Origin of the sequence: Enterococcus sp. 9E7_DIV0242 (assembly GCF_002140975.2) — a bacterium.
GTDB lineage: Bacteria > Bacillota > Bacilli > Lactobacillales > Enterococcaceae > Enterococcus_L > Enterococcus_L clewellii.
Genome location: NZ_CP147247.1, coordinates 1,256,603 through 1,275,358, shown reverse-complemented (window position 1 = coordinate 1,275,358; position 18,756 = coordinate 1,256,603). Strand labels below are relative to the sequence as shown.

Here is an 18,756-nt window from a genome sequence, read left to right as displayed (position 1 = left end):
GGAGGATTTTTTATGATAAAGATACTTAAGAAAACAACAATAAAGGAACGACTATTGGTTCTGGTCAGTGTAGCATTCATTGTGGTACAGGTCTGGCTGGAATTGAAGATTCCTGATTACATGTCGGAGGTAACGAGCCAGCTACAAATGCCGGATACAGTCATTTCTGATATCATGCAACCGGGAATGATGATGGTTTTGCTATCACTTTTAAGCTTTGCTTCATCGGTGGTTGTTGGGTATTTTGTCGCACGAATTGCCGGAAGCTTGACCAGTCGCTTGCGAGAGGACGTGTACCATCGTGTCATGGATTATTCAACCGATGAGTTGAATAAGTTTTCAATTCCAAGCTTGATTACTCGAACAACGAATGATATTACTCAAATTCAACAAGTGGTAGCAATGGGCTTACAAGTTTCGATTAAAGGACCAATCACTGCGGTTTGGGCCATCATGAAAATTGCCAATAAAAACTGGGAGTGGACGGTATCAACAGGGGTGGCGGTCGTAGTACTTTTAGCTATGCTGACAATCATTTTGACGATCGTTCAACCGAAATTCACGGTTGTTCAAGGCTTGACGGACAAGCTGAACAGTATCACTAGAGAGAACCTTACAGGTTTACGTGTCGTTCGGGCGTATAATGCTGAAGACTATCAAAACGATAAGTTCGAAGGAGCCAACGAAGAAATGACACAGGTCAATTTATTTACGAATCGGATGATGGCGATCATGAGTCCGGGGATGACTCTCGTTTCAAGTGGACTGACATTGGCTGTTTATTGGATCGGTGCTTACCTGATCGATGCAGCGGATGGCGCAATGAAAATCACCTTGTTTAGTGATATGGTCGTATTCTCTTCCTATGCGATGCAAGTCGTGATGGGCTTTATGCTGATGACGATTATTTTTCTAATTTTGCCACGGGCACTGGTCTCAGCTAAACGGATCAATGAGGTGCTGGATATGGAACCCTCGATTCAATTTCCGGAAGACAGCGGTCAAGCCGGCGTCGGTGAAGGAGCGATCGAGTTTTCAAATGTGTCTTTCACTTATCCAAATGCGTCAGAGGCTGTCATCAAAAATGTCAGCTTCAAGGCAAATAAAGGAGAAACAATCGCTTTTATCGGTTCAACGGGTAGTGGGAAAAGTACGATCGTAAATCTGATTCCACGTTTCTATGATGTGACAGAAGGAACGATAACCGTCGATGGAAAAAACATTCAGGAGTACAGCCATCAGGATTTGAACGATAAAATCGGTTATATTCCTCAGAAGGCTGTCTTGTTCAGTGGGACCATTCGTTCCAATGTCGATTTTGGTCAGAGTAGTGCGTCTCCCTTAAATGATGAGAAAATAAACCAAGCGTTAGAAATTGCACAGGCGAAAGATTTTGTTGAGGGAGAAAAAGATCGTTTGGACAGTCATGTTGCCCAAAATGGCACAAACTTTTCCGGTGGTCAGAAGCAACGTTTGGCGATTGCTCGAGCAGTGGCACGAGAGCCGGAATTCTTGATTTTTGATGATTCCTTCTCCGCGTTGGATTATAAGACAGATAAAAAGCTGAGAGACGTATTGGCTGAAAAGGTCAAGGACGCGACGAAGCTGATTGTTGCCCAGCGAATCAGCACGATTATGGATGCCGATGAGATTCTTGTATTGGATGAAGGAACGGTCGTCGGGCAAGGGACGCATCAATCACTCTTAAAAACCAATAGAGTATATCAGGAAATTGCTTATTCACAGCTTTCAAAGGAGGAATTAGCGAATGGATAGTACATTAACAGAAACGCATGTAGAAGAAAAGAAGACCTCTAATTTTATGAACAATATTAAAAAGTATGCCTCCGAGTATACAGTCCCATTTGCCATAGCAGTTATTTTGGCAGTCATTGGCAGCATCACATCGATCATCGGGCCAGACAAATTGAGCGAGATCACAGATTTAATCACCGTAGGGTTACAGAGCTCGATCGATTTGGAGCAAATTAGCAGTATTTGTTTGTCACTGGCAATCATTTATGGTATTGGGATTTTGATGTCATACGGACAAGGTTACATTATGGCAACTGTTACGCAGCGCTTTTCAAAGAAACTCAGAGAGCAAATCTCCGCAAAAATCAATAAAATTCCATTAAGCTATTTTGATTCTCATAGTCAAGGCGATACGTTGAGTCGGGTAACGAATGACTTAGATACGGTTGGTCAGTCACTGAACCAAAGTCTGGGCTCGCTTGTTCCATCTATTACTCTATTTATTGGTTGTCTGTTCATGATGGTTAAATCAAACCCGATTTTGTGTTTGACGGCTGTCGTTTCAGTACTGCTTGGTTTTGCTTTGATGATGATCATTATGAAGAAGTCGCAAGTGCACTTTGATGGACAACAAAATAATTTGGCTGAGGTCAACAGCTTTGTTGAAGAGGCTTACTCCGGACACAATGTCATCACGTCATATAGCGCAGCGGAAAATATGTCTGCTACATTTACTGAGTTAAATGATAAGCTGCATGGCAGTGTGTGGAAATCACAGTTTTTATCAGGAATCATGCAACCGCTGATGGGCTTTATTGGTAATTTTGGTTATGTTGCAGTATGTGTTGTCGGTGCTATTCTAGCACTAAATGGACAAATTACATTTGGTGTGATTGTGGCTTTTATGGTTTATGTTCGTCTGTTTTCACAGCCTTTAGGGCAATTAGCTCAAGCTGTTTCCAGTTTGCAATCAGCAGGTGCAGCGATGTTTCGGGTTTTTGAGTTTTTAGATGAGGAAGAGATGGAGGACGAAACAGACAAAGCAGTTCAATTGAAGAGCGTAACAGGAAATGTCACATTTTCAAATGTCAGCTTTGGCTATGACGCGTCCAAAACAATCATTAAAAACTTTTCTGCTGAAGCACGAGTAGGTCAAAAGATTGCGATTGTCGGTCCGACCGGTGCAGGGAAAACAACGATTGTCAACTTGTTGATGAAATTTTATGAAATCAATCAAGGGCAAATCACGATCGATGGTGTACCGATAGCGAGTATGACACGCGAGGAAGTTCATGATCAATTCTGTATGGTGCTGCAGGATACATGGTTGTTTGAAGGAACGATAACTGAAAATTTGATTTACAACCAATCGGGTGTCAGTCAGGAGCGGGTAATAGCTGCGTGTAAAGCGGTTGGAATCGATCATTTTATTCGCACCTTACCAAACGGTTACGAGACTGTTTTAGATGATAGTGTTTCTCTTTCAGTTGGACAGAAACAACTGTTGACGATTGCTCGAGCGTTGATCAAGGACGCACCGATGTTGATTTTGGATGAAGCAACCAGTTCCGTTGATACACGGACTGAAGAACTGATACAAAAAGCGATGGATCGTCTGATGGAAGGTCGAACATCCTTTGTTATTGCCCATCGCCTATCTACGATTCGTAATGCTGATTTGATTTTGGTAATGAAAGAGGGGAATATCATTGAGAAAGGCTCCCACGATGAGTTGATCGGGCAACAAGGATTTTATGCCGATTTATATAATAGCCAGTTTGAAAAAATAGAAATGAAACATACAGAAAAATTTGGATGAAGAAGGTGAAACGATGAGTACCGAGACTCAAACACTCTATTTTATAGAGCGAGTGAAAAAAATCGAAGGCTCCTATCTAGAAATCGACACACTAGCTGTGGAGAGTCAGAAGCAACAAGCATTGAAAGTCTTCGAGGAAGAAGCTAAAAGAGAAACGCGAAAAAACTTTGGCGTGACTGTCACAGAATATGAGATGACCGCAGAAGCAAGTCTTTTTCAAAAGCTGGTTCGTTATTGGAAAGAGCTTCCGGGAGAGATTTTTCGATTCATGCGTATCAATGACTGTCAATTAGTCGATCAAAATCTTAATTAATGTGTATCTTAAAAAATTGATTGTATTAACGTCTTGGATACACCCAAAGAAGGTGAAAATGTCGTGGGAGATCTACGTACTGTAAAATCGAAGAAGTTGATTCTTCATGCCTTTGAGGTGTTGCTTCAGGAACATACCTTTGAAGAAATTTCTGTGACCAAGCTTTCGGAGGAGGCTGGAATCAGTAGAAACACGTTCTATATCTATTATCTTGATAAATATAGTCTGTTGGATGAACAGTTTAGCTGGTTCAATGATATGTGTAGTAGGACTTTTGGCACATCGCTATCCATTAGCAATTGGACGAAGTTTCTTGATGAGCTAGATGGGGCAGGAGCTATTTTGAAGAATCTGCTGAACAGAGAAGAAAATCAATGGGTCAGAGAAAAGATAAAGCAGATTTTTGCTGATCAATTGCTGGAAAACTATACTCAGAGCTTTGCGGACAATGAACTGACATTGATAGGTTGTGCAGAAGCGATGGCTGGGATTATCGAAAGATGGATGAGAGCAGAAGCACCTGTGGCAAACAAAAAGAAGACCATTGAAACACTGACTCTGTTTCAAGCATTGATTGCTAAAGATGAATCCTTTTGAAAATCATAATAAGTGAGAGCATACGTACATTTTCTTAGCTAATTTATGTTTGGTACCAATTTCAGAACCTATTCTTTTGTAGTTTCTTCTTCTCTGATTATACTTACTATATAAAACATAGAAGAGGGGACTAGTATGTCGTATAAAGTAGATTTTAAAGAAGTATCAACGGTTGGCTTGGAAAGTTCTCCATTTGCTGATGCATTGGCCGGACTTCGTGCAAATGAAGCAAGATATTTTTGGAACAAATACAAACATGAATTTGTCACCGTTCCTGCCGATGAAGCACCGGAAACACTGGCGTGGATCGAAAAAATTTTACAAGAAAGAGAGCTGCACTTTCCTTATAAACCACTGGAAGTAACTGATTTTGAGGCAGAGGGGACAAGATTTTCTTATGTGTTTTATGAAAACGGTCTGTCTGTCAATGTAATGTACAGCCTATCAGACGAAGGCAAGCGAGCAGTTGGCTTCAAGCTTTCAGAAGGGATGGAGGTACCGACAGAGCTGGAAGGGAAATTCAAGTTTGCCCGCCAAAAATCTAAGCTGGCAGGTGTAATCCGCGGCTATTATTTTGTGATAAAAGGAAGCTACTAAAGCAGAAGCAGAGTCCGAAGCAATCAAAATACTTGGTTGCCTCGGTTCTTTTTTCGAATGACATTGACAAGCGCTTGGTTTGTTTGCTATATTGAGTGAAACGAATATTAAAACACAATGAGAAAGAAAGTAAAAATAATGCCTTCTCCAACAGAGAGTCCTGACAGCTGAAAAAGGACGAGATATGCTTATTTTGAAAATGGCTTTTGAGTGGATCTTCTGAATGATTTAAGAAGGTACGGTTTGTTCCGTTAATGAACACTAGTCTCCAACCTTGCGTTGGGTACTGAATGAGGCAGCAATTGTGAAACGGCTGCGAAATAAGGTGGTAACACATATCTATATGTCCTTAGAGATCTTTTACGATGTCTAAGGGCTTTTTTTTATCAACAAAAATAGAGGAGGAAAACACATGACAACTATCCCCTTTCGCTGGGATCAAGTAGGGAGCTTGCTACGTCCGACAGCACTAAAAGAAGCGCGGGAACAATTTAAACAAGGCAATATTTCAAAAGAGGATTTGACGAAGGTCGAAGATCAAGAAATCATCAAAATTATTGAAAAACAAAAGGAAGTCGGGTTGCTTGCGGTTACAGATGGAGAGTTTCGTCGCCGTTGGTGGCATTTAGATTTTATTGCAGGGCTGAATGGTATTACAGTTTATGATTTTGAAACAACAGCTTTTGGATTAACAACAGAAGCACAGGGGACATTTGTCAGTGATAAGCTGTCATTTAACTCGGCACATCCATTCCTGTCACATTTCAAATTTACGAAAGAACATGCGGGAGAAGCGATTGCCAAACAAACGATTCCCGGACCAAATATGATCTATTTGGATTCCTTTATTTTATCTAAGCAGTATCATGAAAAACCTGCGTATGAGAAAAAGGCTGACTTTATTCAGGACTTGATCACTACCTACCAAGAGGCGATTGAAGCGTTTTATGCGGCGGGCTGTCGCTATCTGCAATTGGATGATACTAGCTGGGGTGGACTATTTGATGCACGTTTTCGTGGGATGATCGAACAGAATGGCTATGATCCGGATGAGCTTATCCAAGAATTTGGCGATATTACCGAGGCGATCTTAGCAAACAAACCTGCTGATTTAGCAGTAACCTTCCATTTCTGTAAAGGGAATTTTCAATCCCATTGGCTATATGACGGTTCCTATGATCTTATTGCGGAGAGACTTTTAGCAATCACGGCATTCGATGGGTTCTTCCTTGAGTTTGATGACGAACGGTCAGGCAGTTTTGAACCGTTGAAAAATATCAAAGATCAACGGGTAGTTTTGGGATTGGTAACAACCAAAACACCAGAATTAGAAAGTAAAGAGCTGTTGAAGAACCGAATCAAGGAGGCTTCTCAGTATGTGCCATTGGATCAATTGTGTCTAAGTCCACAATGTGGGTTTTCTTCAACACATGAAGGCAATAAAGTGAGTGAAGCGGACCAATGGGCGAAGTTGAAATTGGTTGTAGAGGTAGCAAAAGAGGTTTGGCCGAACGACTAGGGGGTGCGTCTATGACGACAATTTTAGAAAGTATCACATTTTTGAAGCAGCAAAAATGGATCGATTTGACGCATGAGGTTTCAGGAGAGATTCCCTATTTTGCGTCCTTCAAGCCATTGACCGAGAAGACCTTGTTTACTGTTGAGGAACATGGATTTTTTGCAAAAGAATATAATTTGGTTACACAATATGGGACTCATATCGATGCGCCCAGCCATTTCGCCTCAGGGAAACGTCATTTGGAAGAGCTGGAATTGAAAGAGCTGGTATTGCCATTGATTGTTTTGCATAAAGAAACAGAAGTGGCAGCTAATCATGATTATGAGCTTTCGGTTGCCGATATTCATGCATTTGAAGACAAGCACGGCGCGATTCCTGCAGAAAGCTTTGTTGCTTTTGCCAGTGACTGGTCCAAGCGCTGGGAAAACCACGATGATTTTTATAATCGAGATGAACAGGGACAAGCCCATACGCCTGGTTGGTCGTTAGAAGCATTGCAGTTTCTCCACGAGCAAAGAAACGTTCAAGCGATTGGACATGAGACGTTGGATACAGATTCTGCTGTAGCGTGTACGGCTAATGGGGGATTGATCGGTGAACTTTATTGGCTTTCACAGGACAAATTTCAAGTCGAGGTGCTGACAAATTTGTCAGAGGTTCCAGCCGTCGGTGCCGCAATTGTACTTGGTGTTCCGAAGATCAAACGAGCGCCCGGCTTCAATATTCGAGCGTTCGCTATTGTTCCCAATTGAGTAACCAAAAGAGAGAAAATAAGGCATTTAAATGCCTTATTTTCTCTCTTATTGTGTTAAAAAGGCCAATGCGCTCTCCCATTCTGCTTTGCGTTGTACCTGTCGCCCATTATTTGCGCCACTTGTAGAGGAGCATTTTTCAACAGGCAGCTCAGGAAATAACGCATGCTTTTCAATGATTCGAAAAGATTCATTTCCATTGGCGATAATTTTTTTTAGAGAGGCCAAAGTAAGAATTTCTGAAAAATCATTTAGCTGGGTTTCTTTATAATTGGTATCCATACTCCCTTGTCGGTCAAAGGCGCCATAAACATCCCACAAGCCGATATGATTTGCTTTGAGTAAGGCGATTCTCTCTGTATAATTGATTGGATCAATTTGTTTCAAGGCACCAAAAACAACTTTCCAAAATTGATTGCCTCTATTTCCGTAGTATTGCTGTAAAGCAATACTACGGTCACTGGGTCCGCTTCCTAAAATAAGGACTTCTGTCTGTTGGTCAACAATCGGTGCTAAGCCTTTTTTCATTTATCCTCTCTCCTAAATGATATTCTAGCTGACGGTCATAAGGTTCATTTTCTAAGTGCGAAGTAGAAGGCTCTGTAGCGTCAACACACCCAAGTGAAGCATAGAAAGCCTGTGTTTCTACGGCCGAATGACTCGATATATATAATTTTTCAACCCCTTGTTCTGCAGCAAAATCAGCAGCAGCTAAAAAGAGTGATTGCCCTATTTTTTGTCCGCGTGCATCCTCTGAAACATGGAGGGAAGATAAATCAAGGTATTGGTTTTGACTGCCAAATGGTGCCCCTTCAACACTGACAAATCCTTTTAGTCGGTGTCCCTCTGTAAAAGCCCCTAAAACAAATCCACCACTTTTAAGTGTTTGTTTCAAATAGCTACATAATTGAGTATATTCTTCCAATCCCCAGTCTTCGGTAAAAGTAACGGGAACAATTTGCCATTTGTCCTCTGTATATCGCCAACAATGTGTAACCTCCTGATGCCGAATAAATGTGCTAAATAGTTGGGGAGTCAATGTGTGTTGTTCGAGTCTCTTATAGTTCAATTTACAGCCTCCATTACTAATTTTTTTAGCGGGAATAATTTATCCAACAATGAATGAAAAAAGCAAAAGAATGAGGCAAGCTAGGCAAAGAGCAGGGATATAATGGAGTGCCCAAGAACTGAACGCGTAGCCAAACTTTCTTTCATTCGCATAATAAGGATTTTCTTTGTCTTGGATAAAACGTTGGGGTGTTCTGGAAAGAAATAGGCCGCTAGTTACATACTTGATAAGCAAAGCGAGCAACAATACAATACCAGTAGAAACAAAACCGATAGTAGTAAGAAAACGAATAGTGTCAAGTGTCATAAGAATCACTCCAATCTTTCAAGCTTATATAGAAAGTATAGCACGTGAAATTATAGAGAGACAAGCTTTCAGAAGAGGGGAGAAGAAAGAAACACCAGTGATCTGCTGGAATGCTTGATCACCGGTGTAAAATAGGTAGCTCTTTGCTCAATACGAGTGAAAAGGTCACACATAATCTTGAACGGTTGTTTTACTTTTGACTGCTTGAGAAAAATCAGTAAAGATTCGTTGAGTGATATCAATTCCCTTTTCCCGAGAAATATACCAGCAAAAGACTTGGAAGGGAAGGATTGCCAGATATGGCGCTTTGAGTTCGTCCTCATAGTCACCTAGAGCTAACACCGAATCGTCATCGGATTCCTCCATTCGTAGAGAAATAGTAAAGACATGTTCTGTATGGCGCTGTTCATATGCTTTTAGCAAACCAGCTTTTTCAATGATTTCCGGCTTTGCCGGTGTATCAAGAAAGAATAAGCGGTGCTCTGGATTGATTTCAAGATACGGTCCATGCATAAAGGCTTCGAGTTCCACTCCTTGGGAAGGGACGCGAATCGTTTCTGAAAACTTCGTCTCCATTTCCATGGCTGTTCCGACAGCTGGACCATAGGCAATAGAAGTAAAGCGAGGTGCATCTTTAAAATCTTGTCGATGTTTTTCAAAGAAGGTCGTTGTTTTTGTGATTGTTTCGTTAAAACGGGCAGTTATTGCCAAAAATTCTGCTAACTCAGATTGTTCTTTTTCTGTAGAAATCAAGCCCTTTTTGACACCGGTTCTAAGGCCTAAAAGCATGAGTGCAAGAACCGTTGCAGAGAAACCGAGTGTGACATAGCCAACCCGTTCACGACCGGAAAGAATATCCAGTGTCGTCGTCGTTTTCTTGGTGATCTCACTATCCGGAATACTTGTGACTGCCATCGTGTGCACAGGATGATGAGCGGTAATTTTGTTAATGGCTTCGATTGTTGAGGTACTTTGCCCACTTTGGGAAATCCCTAACACGACTTGAAGTGCCGGATCGATTTTTTCATAGTGTGTAAAATTGTAAGGCTCTTCGATCGATAACTTGATATCTGCTACTTTTTCGATATAGTATTTAGCACTGTGCGCGGCGTTGATACTTGACCCTGTGCCAAGGACCAGCCAATTCTCTGCATCGATGGCAAGACCTACCAGTGCTTGATCGATATTTTCAGGATATTTACCAATGATATCAGTTAATGTACTTTGTTCTTCCATGATGTAGGAAAGCATCGTTGGTTTTGTCATGGTTTATCTAGCTCCTTTTTATTAGTTGGAAAACGGCTCGTGTGATTTCGCGGCTTTATTCTCAATCGAAATAGTTGATCAAAAAATTAGCGATACCGTCCTCTGTGTTGGCATCTGTGATAAATTTTGCCTCTTGTTTTAATTCATCTACTGCATTGCCCATTGCCACACTAACCCCTGAGGCTTGCAGCATCTCCAAATCGTTCATACCATCACCAAAGCTGATGATTTTCTCTTTCGGCACAGACAATTCTTTTTGAATCTCCTGTATAGCCGTTGCTTTATTGACACCTTTAGGAATCAATTCAATATTGTTAGGATGAGAAGACGACAAGGAAAGCAGTTCCCTTTCTGCCAACTCAGCCTTGATACTGTTAAGCTCGTCTTGACGATCATCTGCAATGATGATGCCGTTCACGATTCGAGTACTCATAGAGAGAAGCGTGTCAATTGAATCAATGAATAGAAAATCTTCTTCTCCACTGGCACTGACCCTGGATTGGTCACTCTTTTGAAGATATTCAGGCAGCTCCTCCGTGTAAAAAACAGTATGCTCGCCAAAAAAGAATAGGGGGATTTTCTTCTGAAAAACTGTTTCGTAAATAGCTGCCAGAGCATCTCGAGACAGCTGTTTTTTATGCAGTGTGTCATTGACTGAATAGATACTGCCATTCGAGGCAACGACTTTTGTTTCAGGTGTAAGCCGCTTTGCAACATCAATGGCAGAAGAATATTTTCTGCCAGTTGCCACATAAAATTGATGCCCGTCTTTTTGAAGCTCTGAAATGACGGATCGGGTTTTTGTGGAGATTTTTTGATCTCTGCTTACTAATGTACCGTCTATGTCCATAAAAATAAGATGTTTGTCCATGTTCTATGTTCTCCTTTGAATGCCGCAAGACTCGCGAATAATCAAATCTGGGGAATGTAGGTCGATCGTGCCTAGGGGTTCCTCATTGATCAATTTCAATAGTCTTTTCACAGCTAATTGACCTAATATTTGGTTGTGCTGATTGATTGTTGTAATTCTCGGAATTTGATATTCACCATCCGGGAATGCATCACAGCTGGCAATAGCAATATCTTCTGGGCAAGATAGTCCTTGATCCTTCAGCGCACGAAAGGCACCGATTGCTACGCGGTCATTGATTGCTAAGACTGCATCAGGCATGGTTTCTTGCTCTTGAATAATCTTTGTCATACTTTGGTAGCCATCTTCTGTGTAAAAGTCACTCAAATAGAGGAGTGTAGGGTCAAAGGTACTATATAAAGATAATGCTTTTTCAAATGCCTGAACTCTTTGTGTAGTGATCTTAACACCAGCTTCACCTCCAACAAAGCCGATCCGACGATACCCCAGTGCTAATAAATGCTGCATAGCCAAGAAGACACCTTTTTCTAAATCGCGCTCTAAAAATGAACACGTACAATTTTCTTGCGCCTGACCGACGATCAACACAGGAATTTGCTTGTTCAGCTGGTTCAATGCATTTAGATAATCCGGATTAGGTTCATCTCTATCGATTTCACCCCCGAGTATCAATACGCCATCTACTTTCTTTTCAAGAATCGTATTGAAGGTGTCCTTCTCAGAAAAGCTGCTGTCTGCTTTTCTTTTATGGCCCGCAGTCATTGTATTGAATAGCAAAAGTGAGTAATGCTGATCTTGGCTGGCTAACTCAATTTCGGATACAAGTGAGGTGAAATAGGGATTGGTGATATCCGAAACGACGACTGCTAAGGTCTTTGTTTGATTGGAAACCATTCCTCGAGCCAGCATACTTGGCTGAAAGCCTTCTTCTTCGATGATTGCCTGAACCTTTGCACGCTTCACAGGAGAAACAGATGGATGATTATTTAAAACGCGAGAGACAGTAGAAACTGAAACGCCGCTTTTTTTAGCAATTTCTTTGATCGTAATATTTTTTTTCATGCAAAAGACCTCCTCATATCTTAGTTTATGTTAGGTTTGAATAAAAAGCAATAATTTTTGGTAACGTTACTAAATTTATATATTTAGTATTGACAGACTACTTATCAAGGATGTATGATACTCGTGAAAGCGAAAACATAATAGATATATTTGGTAACGTTATCAAATTGATTGAGGTGAGTCGAGTGACACAGACAGTGTTAGCCGTTGATTTAGGCGGAACAAAGATATTAGTGGGGGAAGTTACTGAGGATGGGCAGGTTCTATCTAGCCAAAAGTATCCATCCAATGTTACAAGCATGCAAGCTGCTGCTGAAAAAATAAAAGAAGCAATCACCGATTTTCTTTCACATCAGACAATCAAAGGCCAATTAATTGGTATTGGTGTATGTGTGGTCGGAAGAGTAAATACTGAAACAGGTGAGTGGTTTGAGATCCGACCTGGTTTGTCAGAACCGACAAGTCTGGCAGATGAGTTAGCAGAACAATTCCAGCTGCCTTGTTGGCTGACCAATGATGTTTCAGGAGCTGCTTTAGCTGAGAACATGCTGGGCAAGGGAAGAGAAACCCAAAATTTTGTTTATATAAATATTGGAACTGGAATCGCCGGAAGAGTGATAACAGATGGTCGATTGATTGTTGGGGGGCATTCTAACGCTGGTGAAGTTGGGCATATGGTTGTCGATATGAATAGTGAAGATCGTTGTCTTTGCGGAAGACAGGGCTGTGTTGAACTTTTTTCATCCGGATTGGGAATGCACAATCAGATGGTAAAATTTGCTGCGGAGTATCCGGATACTTGTTTGCCTATAAATACTTCGGAAAGAGTGCCATTTTATGAGCTTGTTCTCGCCTATGAAAAAAATGATCCTTTGGCAAAGAGAGTGGTGAATCAAGCTTTGAAAGCTGCCGCAGCTTTAACAATGAATTTAGTTCGTGTCAGTGATCCGGAAGCGGTGGTTTTCGGTGGAGGAGTGATGAATGACGGATGGTTTTTGAATCATTTGGTAACGTTACTAAATGAGAAGACAATTCGATTTGTGACAAAAGGATTTTCTGTGACGGAGTTAGACCCAAATGTTGTTGCGCTGAAGGGGGCTGCAGCTTTGGTATTTATAAATCAGAAAGGAGAAAGAAAGGATGCATGATATGGAGAAACAGTTGAAAGCATCTGGCTATATTCATCGTCCATTACCATTGGATCATAGCCGTTCCTATGAAAAACAGCAGTTGGAAAAAGAAGAAATCGTTCAACGCCGTACACTAGTATCGGAAAATGTTCAGTGGCAGCATTTTGGGAGAGGCAGGTTGGAAGCTAATCGTTCCTTTGTGACATTGATCAGTGATACTCGCTACGACTCATGGCCGGATGGTGCACCTGAAGATGGTGACTATGTTAATTTTGGTGAAGTCGGTGCACGTCTTGCAATCGATCGAGAAGATTGGACAGACTATACACAGATCAAATTATGTGTTGCTGCTGAATGTAAAAATGTCATCAATCCAACGATCACCATCACACTTGAAAATGATGGAGAAATCAAGATTCCAGATATCTATAACAGAGAAGGAACGCACGTGATCAATCTAGAAGGACAGGAAAAACATACTTATGTTCTTGATATCAGTAACCTTCCAAGAGATACCGTAACAGGAATTCGTATTTTTTCAGGGGCAAATGGTTCCTATTCGAATTTAGCTGGACAGCTCCACTATACGATCAGTGATCTTTATCTGGAAGAAAATAGGAAAAATACTTCTGCTAAAGGGTGGCAAGCACCAAGAAAAGAAATCATCTACTCTCACATTGGGTATCATTCGACATTTAAAAAAACAGCAATTATCAATAAAGAAGATTTTTCCGAGTGTATATTTGAAGTAAGAGCTGAAAACGGGGATCAACTGGTAGTAGAAAAAGAAATTCTTGTAATCGAAACGGAAACTGGTTCGTTTGGCCTATTGGATTTTTCTGAAGTGAAAGAAACAGGGACATATTTCCTACAGATCGGTGAAGTAAAAACACCGCCATTTCTGATTGATGATTTTTCGACATTGACTACTTCTTCTGTATGGAAATCTTTGAATTTCATCTTTTGTGAACGCTGTGGTTGCCCGGTTCATGGGATTCATGGAACCTGTCATGAGGATCTGACAACAGAGTATAAAGGAACCTTAGTCAATTTTAGTGGCGGCTGGCATGATGCAGGCGATCTTTCTCAGCAATTGATTCAAACAGCGGAAGTTACTGCAAGCTTATTCGAAGCGGCGGATGCAGTGAAAGAAAATGAGTTGCTTTCGATCCGATTGCTTGAAGAAGGAGAATGGGGCATCGACTTTATTCTGAAAACAAGATTAGATGAAGGCGATCGAATGACGAGTGTGGGTGTTACACGCTGGACGGACAACCGAATCGGTAACATGGATGATGCAGTCCCACGAATTCATAATAGTCCGTATGATAATTTTCTGATTACGGGTCTATTAGCAAAGATAATCACCGTATTACCGGAAGGGCATCCCCTAAAAGAAACACTTTTACAAGTCGTGAAGGAAGACTATGACTATGCCATGGCAGGTTTTGAAAAAACTGGATTTATTCATGAACCGATTTTTTGGGAGCACACATATAGCACATCAAAAAGTACATTTTTAGCGACGATGGCATGGACATCTGCGCTGATGTATCAACTTTTTACAGAAGATCGGTACCAAGAAGAGGCAGTTCGTTGCTTTGATGAACTACAACAGTGTCAGGAAAAAGAGGGGTTGCTGTTAACTGATGGAACCTTACTCAAAGGAATGTTTTATCGAGACGACAAACGACGTGTATTCCAGCATTTCAATCATCAAGCCAGAGAGCATCTCTATGCGCAAGCCTTTGAAGAAATGATGACGGCCTTTCCTGTTCATCAAAAATATGGAGAGTGGGTTCAAGCGGCAAGAGAGTATGGGGCATATCTGGAATATTTGGCTGCCTTTACAGAACCTTATCCGATGTTTGCCAGTGGGATTTATCGCGAAGATGAGTGGCAGGACAAGGAAAGTTTTTACAAGCAGCATCTTTTAGTAAGTGATGAAGCAGAAGAAAGTTATCAAAAACAATTAAAACAAGGGATTGAGATCGGGAAAGGACTTTATATCAAACGTTTTCCAATCTGGTTCTCTTTCCGAGGAAACAATGCGATTTTACTCTCTATGGGAAAATCAGCTGCTATAATCGGTCGGCTGATAAATAACCAGACATTACTGGATAGAGGGCATCAGCAGCTTCAATGGATGGTTGGAAAAAATCCATTTGGGCAATCGATGGTTTATGGTGAAGGATATAATTATCCACAACAATATTCTGTTTCATCAGGTGAAATCACTGGAGAAATGCCTGTTGGAATGCAGACTTTTGGGGATGAAGATCAGCCCTATTGGCCACAGTTCAATAATGCAACCTATAAAGAAGTTTGGGTTGGCGTAGCAGGAAAATGGCTTTCGCTGACAGCAGAACTGATTAACTATGAAAATGACACGAGAAGGTAATAAGACCGTCTAACCGTAGACAGTAAAAGAAACGAACATCAGATAAAAAAGATGAAACTAATCAAACCCTTGAGCAGTTTCCTCAACAGAGAAAAGGAGAACCTCTACTCTGGAGCAAACAAGAACCTAGAGATAGAGGCTATCGGACCACCAAAATGGAGAAACTGGACAAATACTTGAGCAGTTTCCCCAGCAGATAAAAGGAGAACCATTTCCCTTTCATCAAGTACACTAGGGAACTGGCTATCGGACCACTAGAATGGAGAAAGTGGGCAATGACTTGCCTACTTTCATCAATAAAGAAAAGGAGAGCCTTTATTCTGGAGCAAACAAGAACCTAGAGATAGAGGACATCGGACCATCAGAATGGAGAAACTGATCAAATACTTGAGTAGTTTCCTCAACAAAGAAAAGGAGAACCATTTCCCTTTCATCAAGTACACTAGGGAACTGGCTATCGGACCGCTAGAATGGAGAAAGTGGGCAATGACTTGCCTACTTTCATCAATAAAGAAAAGGAGAACAAATCATGATGAAAGACAGTAGTTTCAACAAAGAAGCATTAGGGGAAAAAATTGCTTTATACGCGAACAAAGTAGCCACAAACAGATTTATTGGTGCTATTCGTGATGCTTTTGCCAGTACGATTCCGATCACTATTACAGCCGCATTTTTCCTGCTTGTCAATAATGTCCTGTTAACAGAGAACACAGGGCTTTTACGGGGAATACCGGGACGCGAAATGATTTCTGAAATTTGTGTGCAGGCATATAATGGAACACTTGGTATTTTGGGAATTATGGTAACGTTTCTAATTGGCGTACGATTGGCTCGCTCGTATGATTCAGATGGGGCCTTGGAAGGGATCGTTGCTCTAGCCAGCTATGTTTGCTTGGTTCCAAATATTATTAACATTACTGGATTTGATGGCACTGAGATTCAAACTTCCGGTACATTGACACAAACTTATACAAGCGCTTCCGCAATGCTTTTAGGAATTTTGGCTGCATTGATCAGTGTACCGCTCGTTGTGAAGCTATCCGCAAATAGTCGCTTAAAAATAAAAATGCCGGAAAGTGTGCCACCGGCAATTGCCAAATCCTTCAATAGCTTGATTCCAGCATTTATCGCAATCAGTCTTTTTGCGATTGGTGAGGTAGTGCTTCGAACTGTTACAGGTTTAACGATTCCGGAAATTGTTGTCAACATTTTACAAGCACCTTTAGTTGGAGGCTTCCAAACCTTACCGGGAATTTTGCTTTATGTATTTCTTTCAACCTTTGTTTTTATCTTTGGTATTCACGGAGCATTCGTATTCGGTGCGATATCGGGCCCAATCCTATTAACTTCTTTACAGCAAAATGTGGAAGCAATCAATGCTGGATCAGCAGCACCAAATATCGTAACTCAGCCATTTTTAGACGCCTATGTATACATGGGGGGGGGCGGAACGATGATTTGTCTGGTTATTGCTGTTCTACTATTTTCTAAAAGAGAAGACCAACGAATGATTGCCAAGCTTGGTGGTGTTTCCAGCCTATTCAATATCAGTGAACCTATGATGTTTGGACTACCGATTGTATTCAACCCAGTATATGCAATCCCATTCTGTATTGTTCCTATGGTTTCAACTTTACTAGCGTACTTCGCAACAAGCTTAAGCTTAGTGACGCCAACATACATTTTGATTCCTTGGGTGACACCGCCGGTACTTTCCGGTTATCTGGCAACTGCCGGTGATTTCAGAGCAGCTATCCTGCAAATCGTAATCATTGTTGTGGGTACGTTGATCTATATGCCGTTTGTTATCGTTTCAAATAAGATGGAAACGAATGTGTAATTGATTCATAGTTCTCTCTAAAAAATAGACTAGCAGCTTCAAAAAACGTTAATTGTAAATTTGAAAGAAGAGTAGCCGCTGTGTTGCTCTTCTTTTTGTCTAAATTGCATCTGTTATTTTTCTGTTGTTTCCGCTAAAATATAAGGTAGCTAAAGGAGGCTTGAAATGAAAAAGGTAATAAAACAGCTTGCGAATATTTTGCTGATGGCCATAATTGGCGGTGTTTTTGGCTATTTTCTTGGAAAAACACTTAGCAGAGGTGAAGTAACTACGCTGACGTTTATTCAACTCTTCCTATTTTTGATACTATGGTTTATTGTTCAAATTTTTATACATGAAGCAGGTCATGCCGTATTTGGGTTATTGACAGGCTATAAGATGGTGAGCTTTCGACTATTTTCCTTCATGTGGGTTTGGCAAGAGAATGGAAAAATTGTTTTCCGTCGCCATAAGGTGCTGGGAACTTTAGGGCAATGTCTGATGGCACCACCGCCATATAAAAATGGGCATTTTCCGTTTCGATTGTATCTGATGGGCGGAGTATTGGCAAACCTGATTTTCAGTGTAGTGATCGGTGTTTTGTTTACGCCCAATTCTCTAAGTGCAATGATTTTTGTTACTGTTGGTCTGTTTTTTGCAGTGACAAACGGTATTCCCATGGGCTTCAATGATGGTGCAACACTTCGAATGGCTTCTTCAAGTCAAGAACAGGCATTCTTATTTTATTTACAAATGGATGCTAATTATCAGTTCAGTCTAGGGAAAACACATATTGATTTGCCTGAAAAGTATTTTGAAACAGTGCCGGCAATCCCAAAAAGAACTTATTTTAATGATTATCAGACATTTTTACAACTAGGCCTTCTATTTGAACAAAGGGATTTGGCTGGATATGAAGAATTATTGGAGGAAATGTGGGAGCGGCAGGATGAGTTGCTTCCTATTTATCAAATAGAACTGAAGAAGACTATGTTGATGTGGCTTTGTACGCAGGAAAGTGACGATGAATGGATTCCTCAGCTATGGCAAGATAAGAGTGTGAAAGCAAGCTTGAAGCAACCGCTTATGGGAAATAGAGCGTTGGAGGCTGCTTATTATGGCTTTGTTGAAGGAGACTATGAGAGAGCTGAAATGCTTTTGGATCAAGGGAAAGCATTATATGAAAAAGCGCCTAATCTAGCAAGTGCAAAACTAGGATTAGATGAAATCGAATGGCTGGAACAACTGTTGGAAGAGTCTTTTCAACAGGAAGAAAATACATTAATAGAATAGAAAAAAGCAGTGATCCTCTACTTACGAAAGAGAATTACTGCTTTTTTGTTGGGTCAAAATTATTATGAGCTGATTTTGCTAACTGGTGTATGGCTATTCGTTATACGAAGCATATTTTTCGATATATGTAAGGCCATTAAATCATCAACGATTTTTCAATATTGTTTGAACTTGTGATACAAGCTTT

General features: G+C 40.8%; 17 protein-coding genes and 1 other annotated feature. Of the genes, 11 read left to right on the top strand and 6 right to left on the bottom strand.

The window, feature by feature from the left end; translation table 11 throughout:
* Positions 1-12 precede the first annotated feature (12 nt).
* From A5888_RS05930 to A5888_RS05900, 7 genes are all read left to right on the top strand, one after another.
* Positions 13-1,776, top strand: coding sequence for an ABC transporter ATP-binding protein (locus A5888_RS05930; RefSeq protein WP_086348266.1), 1,764 nt, complete (start codon positions 13-15; stop codon positions 1,774-1,776).
* Positions 1,769-3,574: an ABC transporter ATP-binding protein gene (locus A5888_RS05925; RefSeq protein ID WP_422389734.1), complete on the top strand. Its 1,806-nt coding sequence runs from the start codon at positions 1,769-1,771 to the stop codon at positions 3,572-3,574. The genes A5888_RS05930 and A5888_RS05925 overlap by 8 nt, the downstream gene beginning before the upstream one ends.
* Positions 3,575-3,587: 13 nt before the next feature.
* A complete protein-coding gene (locus A5888_RS05920) occupies positions 3,588-3,887 on the top strand; it encodes a hypothetical protein (protein ID WP_086348265.1) in 300 nt (99 codons plus the stop codon).
* Positions 3,888-3,950: 63 nt separating this feature from the next.
* Positions 3,951-4,484: a TetR family transcriptional regulator gene (locus A5888_RS05915; RefSeq protein ID WP_170924716.1), complete on the top strand. Its 534-nt coding sequence runs from the start codon at positions 3,951-3,953 to the stop codon at positions 4,482-4,484.
* A 135-nt stretch (positions 4,485-4,619) separates the two neighbouring features.
* On the top strand, positions 4,620-5,081 hold the full coding sequence (locus A5888_RS05910; protein ID WP_086348263.1) for a phage tail protein: 462 nt from the start codon (positions 4,620-4,622) through the stop codon (positions 5,079-5,081).
* A 108-nt stretch (positions 5,082-5,189) separates the two neighbouring features.
* Positions 5,190-5,435: a binding site (T-box leader), on the top strand.
* A gap of 58 nt (positions 5,436-5,493) precedes the next feature.
* On the top strand, positions 5,494-6,600 hold the full coding sequence (locus A5888_RS05905; protein WP_086348262.1) for a 5-methyltetrahydropteroyltriglutamate--homocysteine S-methyltransferase: 1,107 nt from the start codon (positions 5,494-5,496) through the stop codon (positions 6,598-6,600).
* A gap of 11 nt (positions 6,601-6,611) precedes the next feature.
* Positions 6,612-7,352, top strand: coding sequence for a cyclase family protein (locus A5888_RS05900; RefSeq protein WP_086348261.1), 741 nt, complete (start codon positions 6,612-6,614; stop codon positions 7,350-7,352).
* Between the two features lie 48 nt (positions 7,353-7,400).
* On the opposite strand, the gene A5888_RS05895 is transcribed toward A5888_RS05900, so the two are convergent.
* The 6 genes from A5888_RS05895 to A5888_RS05870 all read right to left on the bottom strand — a co-directional run bounded on the left by A5888_RS05895 (position 7,401) and on the right by A5888_RS05870 (position 11,926).
* Complete coding sequence (locus A5888_RS05895) at positions 7,401-7,880, bottom strand: DNA-deoxyinosine glycosylase (RefSeq protein WP_086348260.1); 480 nt, start codon at positions 7,878-7,880, stop codon at positions 7,401-7,403.
* The gene (locus A5888_RS05890; protein WP_086348259.1) at positions 7,852-8,421 is read right to left on the bottom strand and encodes a GNAT family N-acetyltransferase; all 570 of its coding nucleotides are present in this window, start codon (positions 8,419-8,421) and stop codon (positions 7,852-7,854) included. Before A5888_RS05890 ends, A5888_RS05895 begins: the two co-directional genes overlap by 29 nt.
* A 39-nt stretch (positions 8,422-8,460) precedes the next feature.
* Positions 8,461-8,727, bottom strand: coding sequence for a hypothetical protein (locus tag A5888_RS05885; RefSeq protein WP_086348258.1), 267 nt, complete (start codon positions 8,725-8,727; stop codon positions 8,461-8,463).
* 165 nt (positions 8,728-8,892) lie between these two features.
* A complete protein-coding gene (locus tag A5888_RS05880; protein WP_086348257.1) occupies positions 8,893-9,993 on the bottom strand; it encodes an SIS domain-containing protein in 1,101 nt (366 codons plus the stop codon).
* Between the two features lie 61 nt (positions 9,994-10,054).
* The gene (locus A5888_RS05875; protein ID WP_086348256.1) at positions 10,055-10,864 is read right to left on the bottom strand and encodes an HAD family hydrolase; all 810 of its coding nucleotides are present in this window, start codon (positions 10,862-10,864) and stop codon (positions 10,055-10,057) included.
* 3 nt (positions 10,865-10,867) lie between these two features.
* Entirely contained in the window at positions 10,868-11,926 is a 1,059-nt protein-coding gene (locus A5888_RS05870) for a LacI family DNA-binding transcriptional regulator (protein ID WP_086348255.1), read from the bottom strand.
* 185 nt (positions 11,927-12,111) lie between these two features.
* Here A5888_RS05870 and A5888_RS05865 point away from each other — a divergent pair, with 185 nt between their 5' ends.
* The 4 genes from A5888_RS05865 (at position 12,112) to A5888_RS05850 (ending at position 18,569) form a co-directional block, all read left to right on the top strand.
* Positions 12,112-13,074 carry an ROK family protein gene (locus A5888_RS05865; RefSeq protein ID WP_086348254.1) on the top strand — a complete coding sequence of 321 codons (963 nt, stop codon included), beginning with the start codon at positions 12,112-12,114 and terminating at the stop codon, positions 13,072-13,074.
* Positions 13,067-15,457: a glycoside hydrolase family 9 protein gene (locus tag A5888_RS05860; protein WP_086348253.1), complete on the top strand. Its 2,391-nt coding sequence runs from the start codon at positions 13,067-13,069 to the stop codon at positions 15,455-15,457. Before A5888_RS05865 ends, A5888_RS05860 begins: the two co-directional genes overlap by 8 nt.
* A 529-nt stretch (positions 15,458-15,986) precedes the next feature.
* The gene (locus A5888_RS05855; protein ID WP_086348251.1) at positions 15,987-17,297 is read left to right on the top strand and encodes a PTS sugar transporter subunit IIC; all 1,311 of its coding nucleotides are present in this window, start codon (positions 15,987-15,989) and stop codon (positions 17,295-17,297) included.
* Positions 17,298-17,462: 165 nt separating this feature from the next.
* Positions 17,463-18,569 (top strand): hypothetical protein, encoded by a 1,107-nt coding sequence (locus tag A5888_RS05850; RefSeq protein WP_086348250.1) that lies wholly within the window; start codon positions 17,463-17,465, stop codon positions 18,567-18,569.
* The last annotated feature ends 187 nt before the right edge of the window (positions 18,570-18,756 follow it).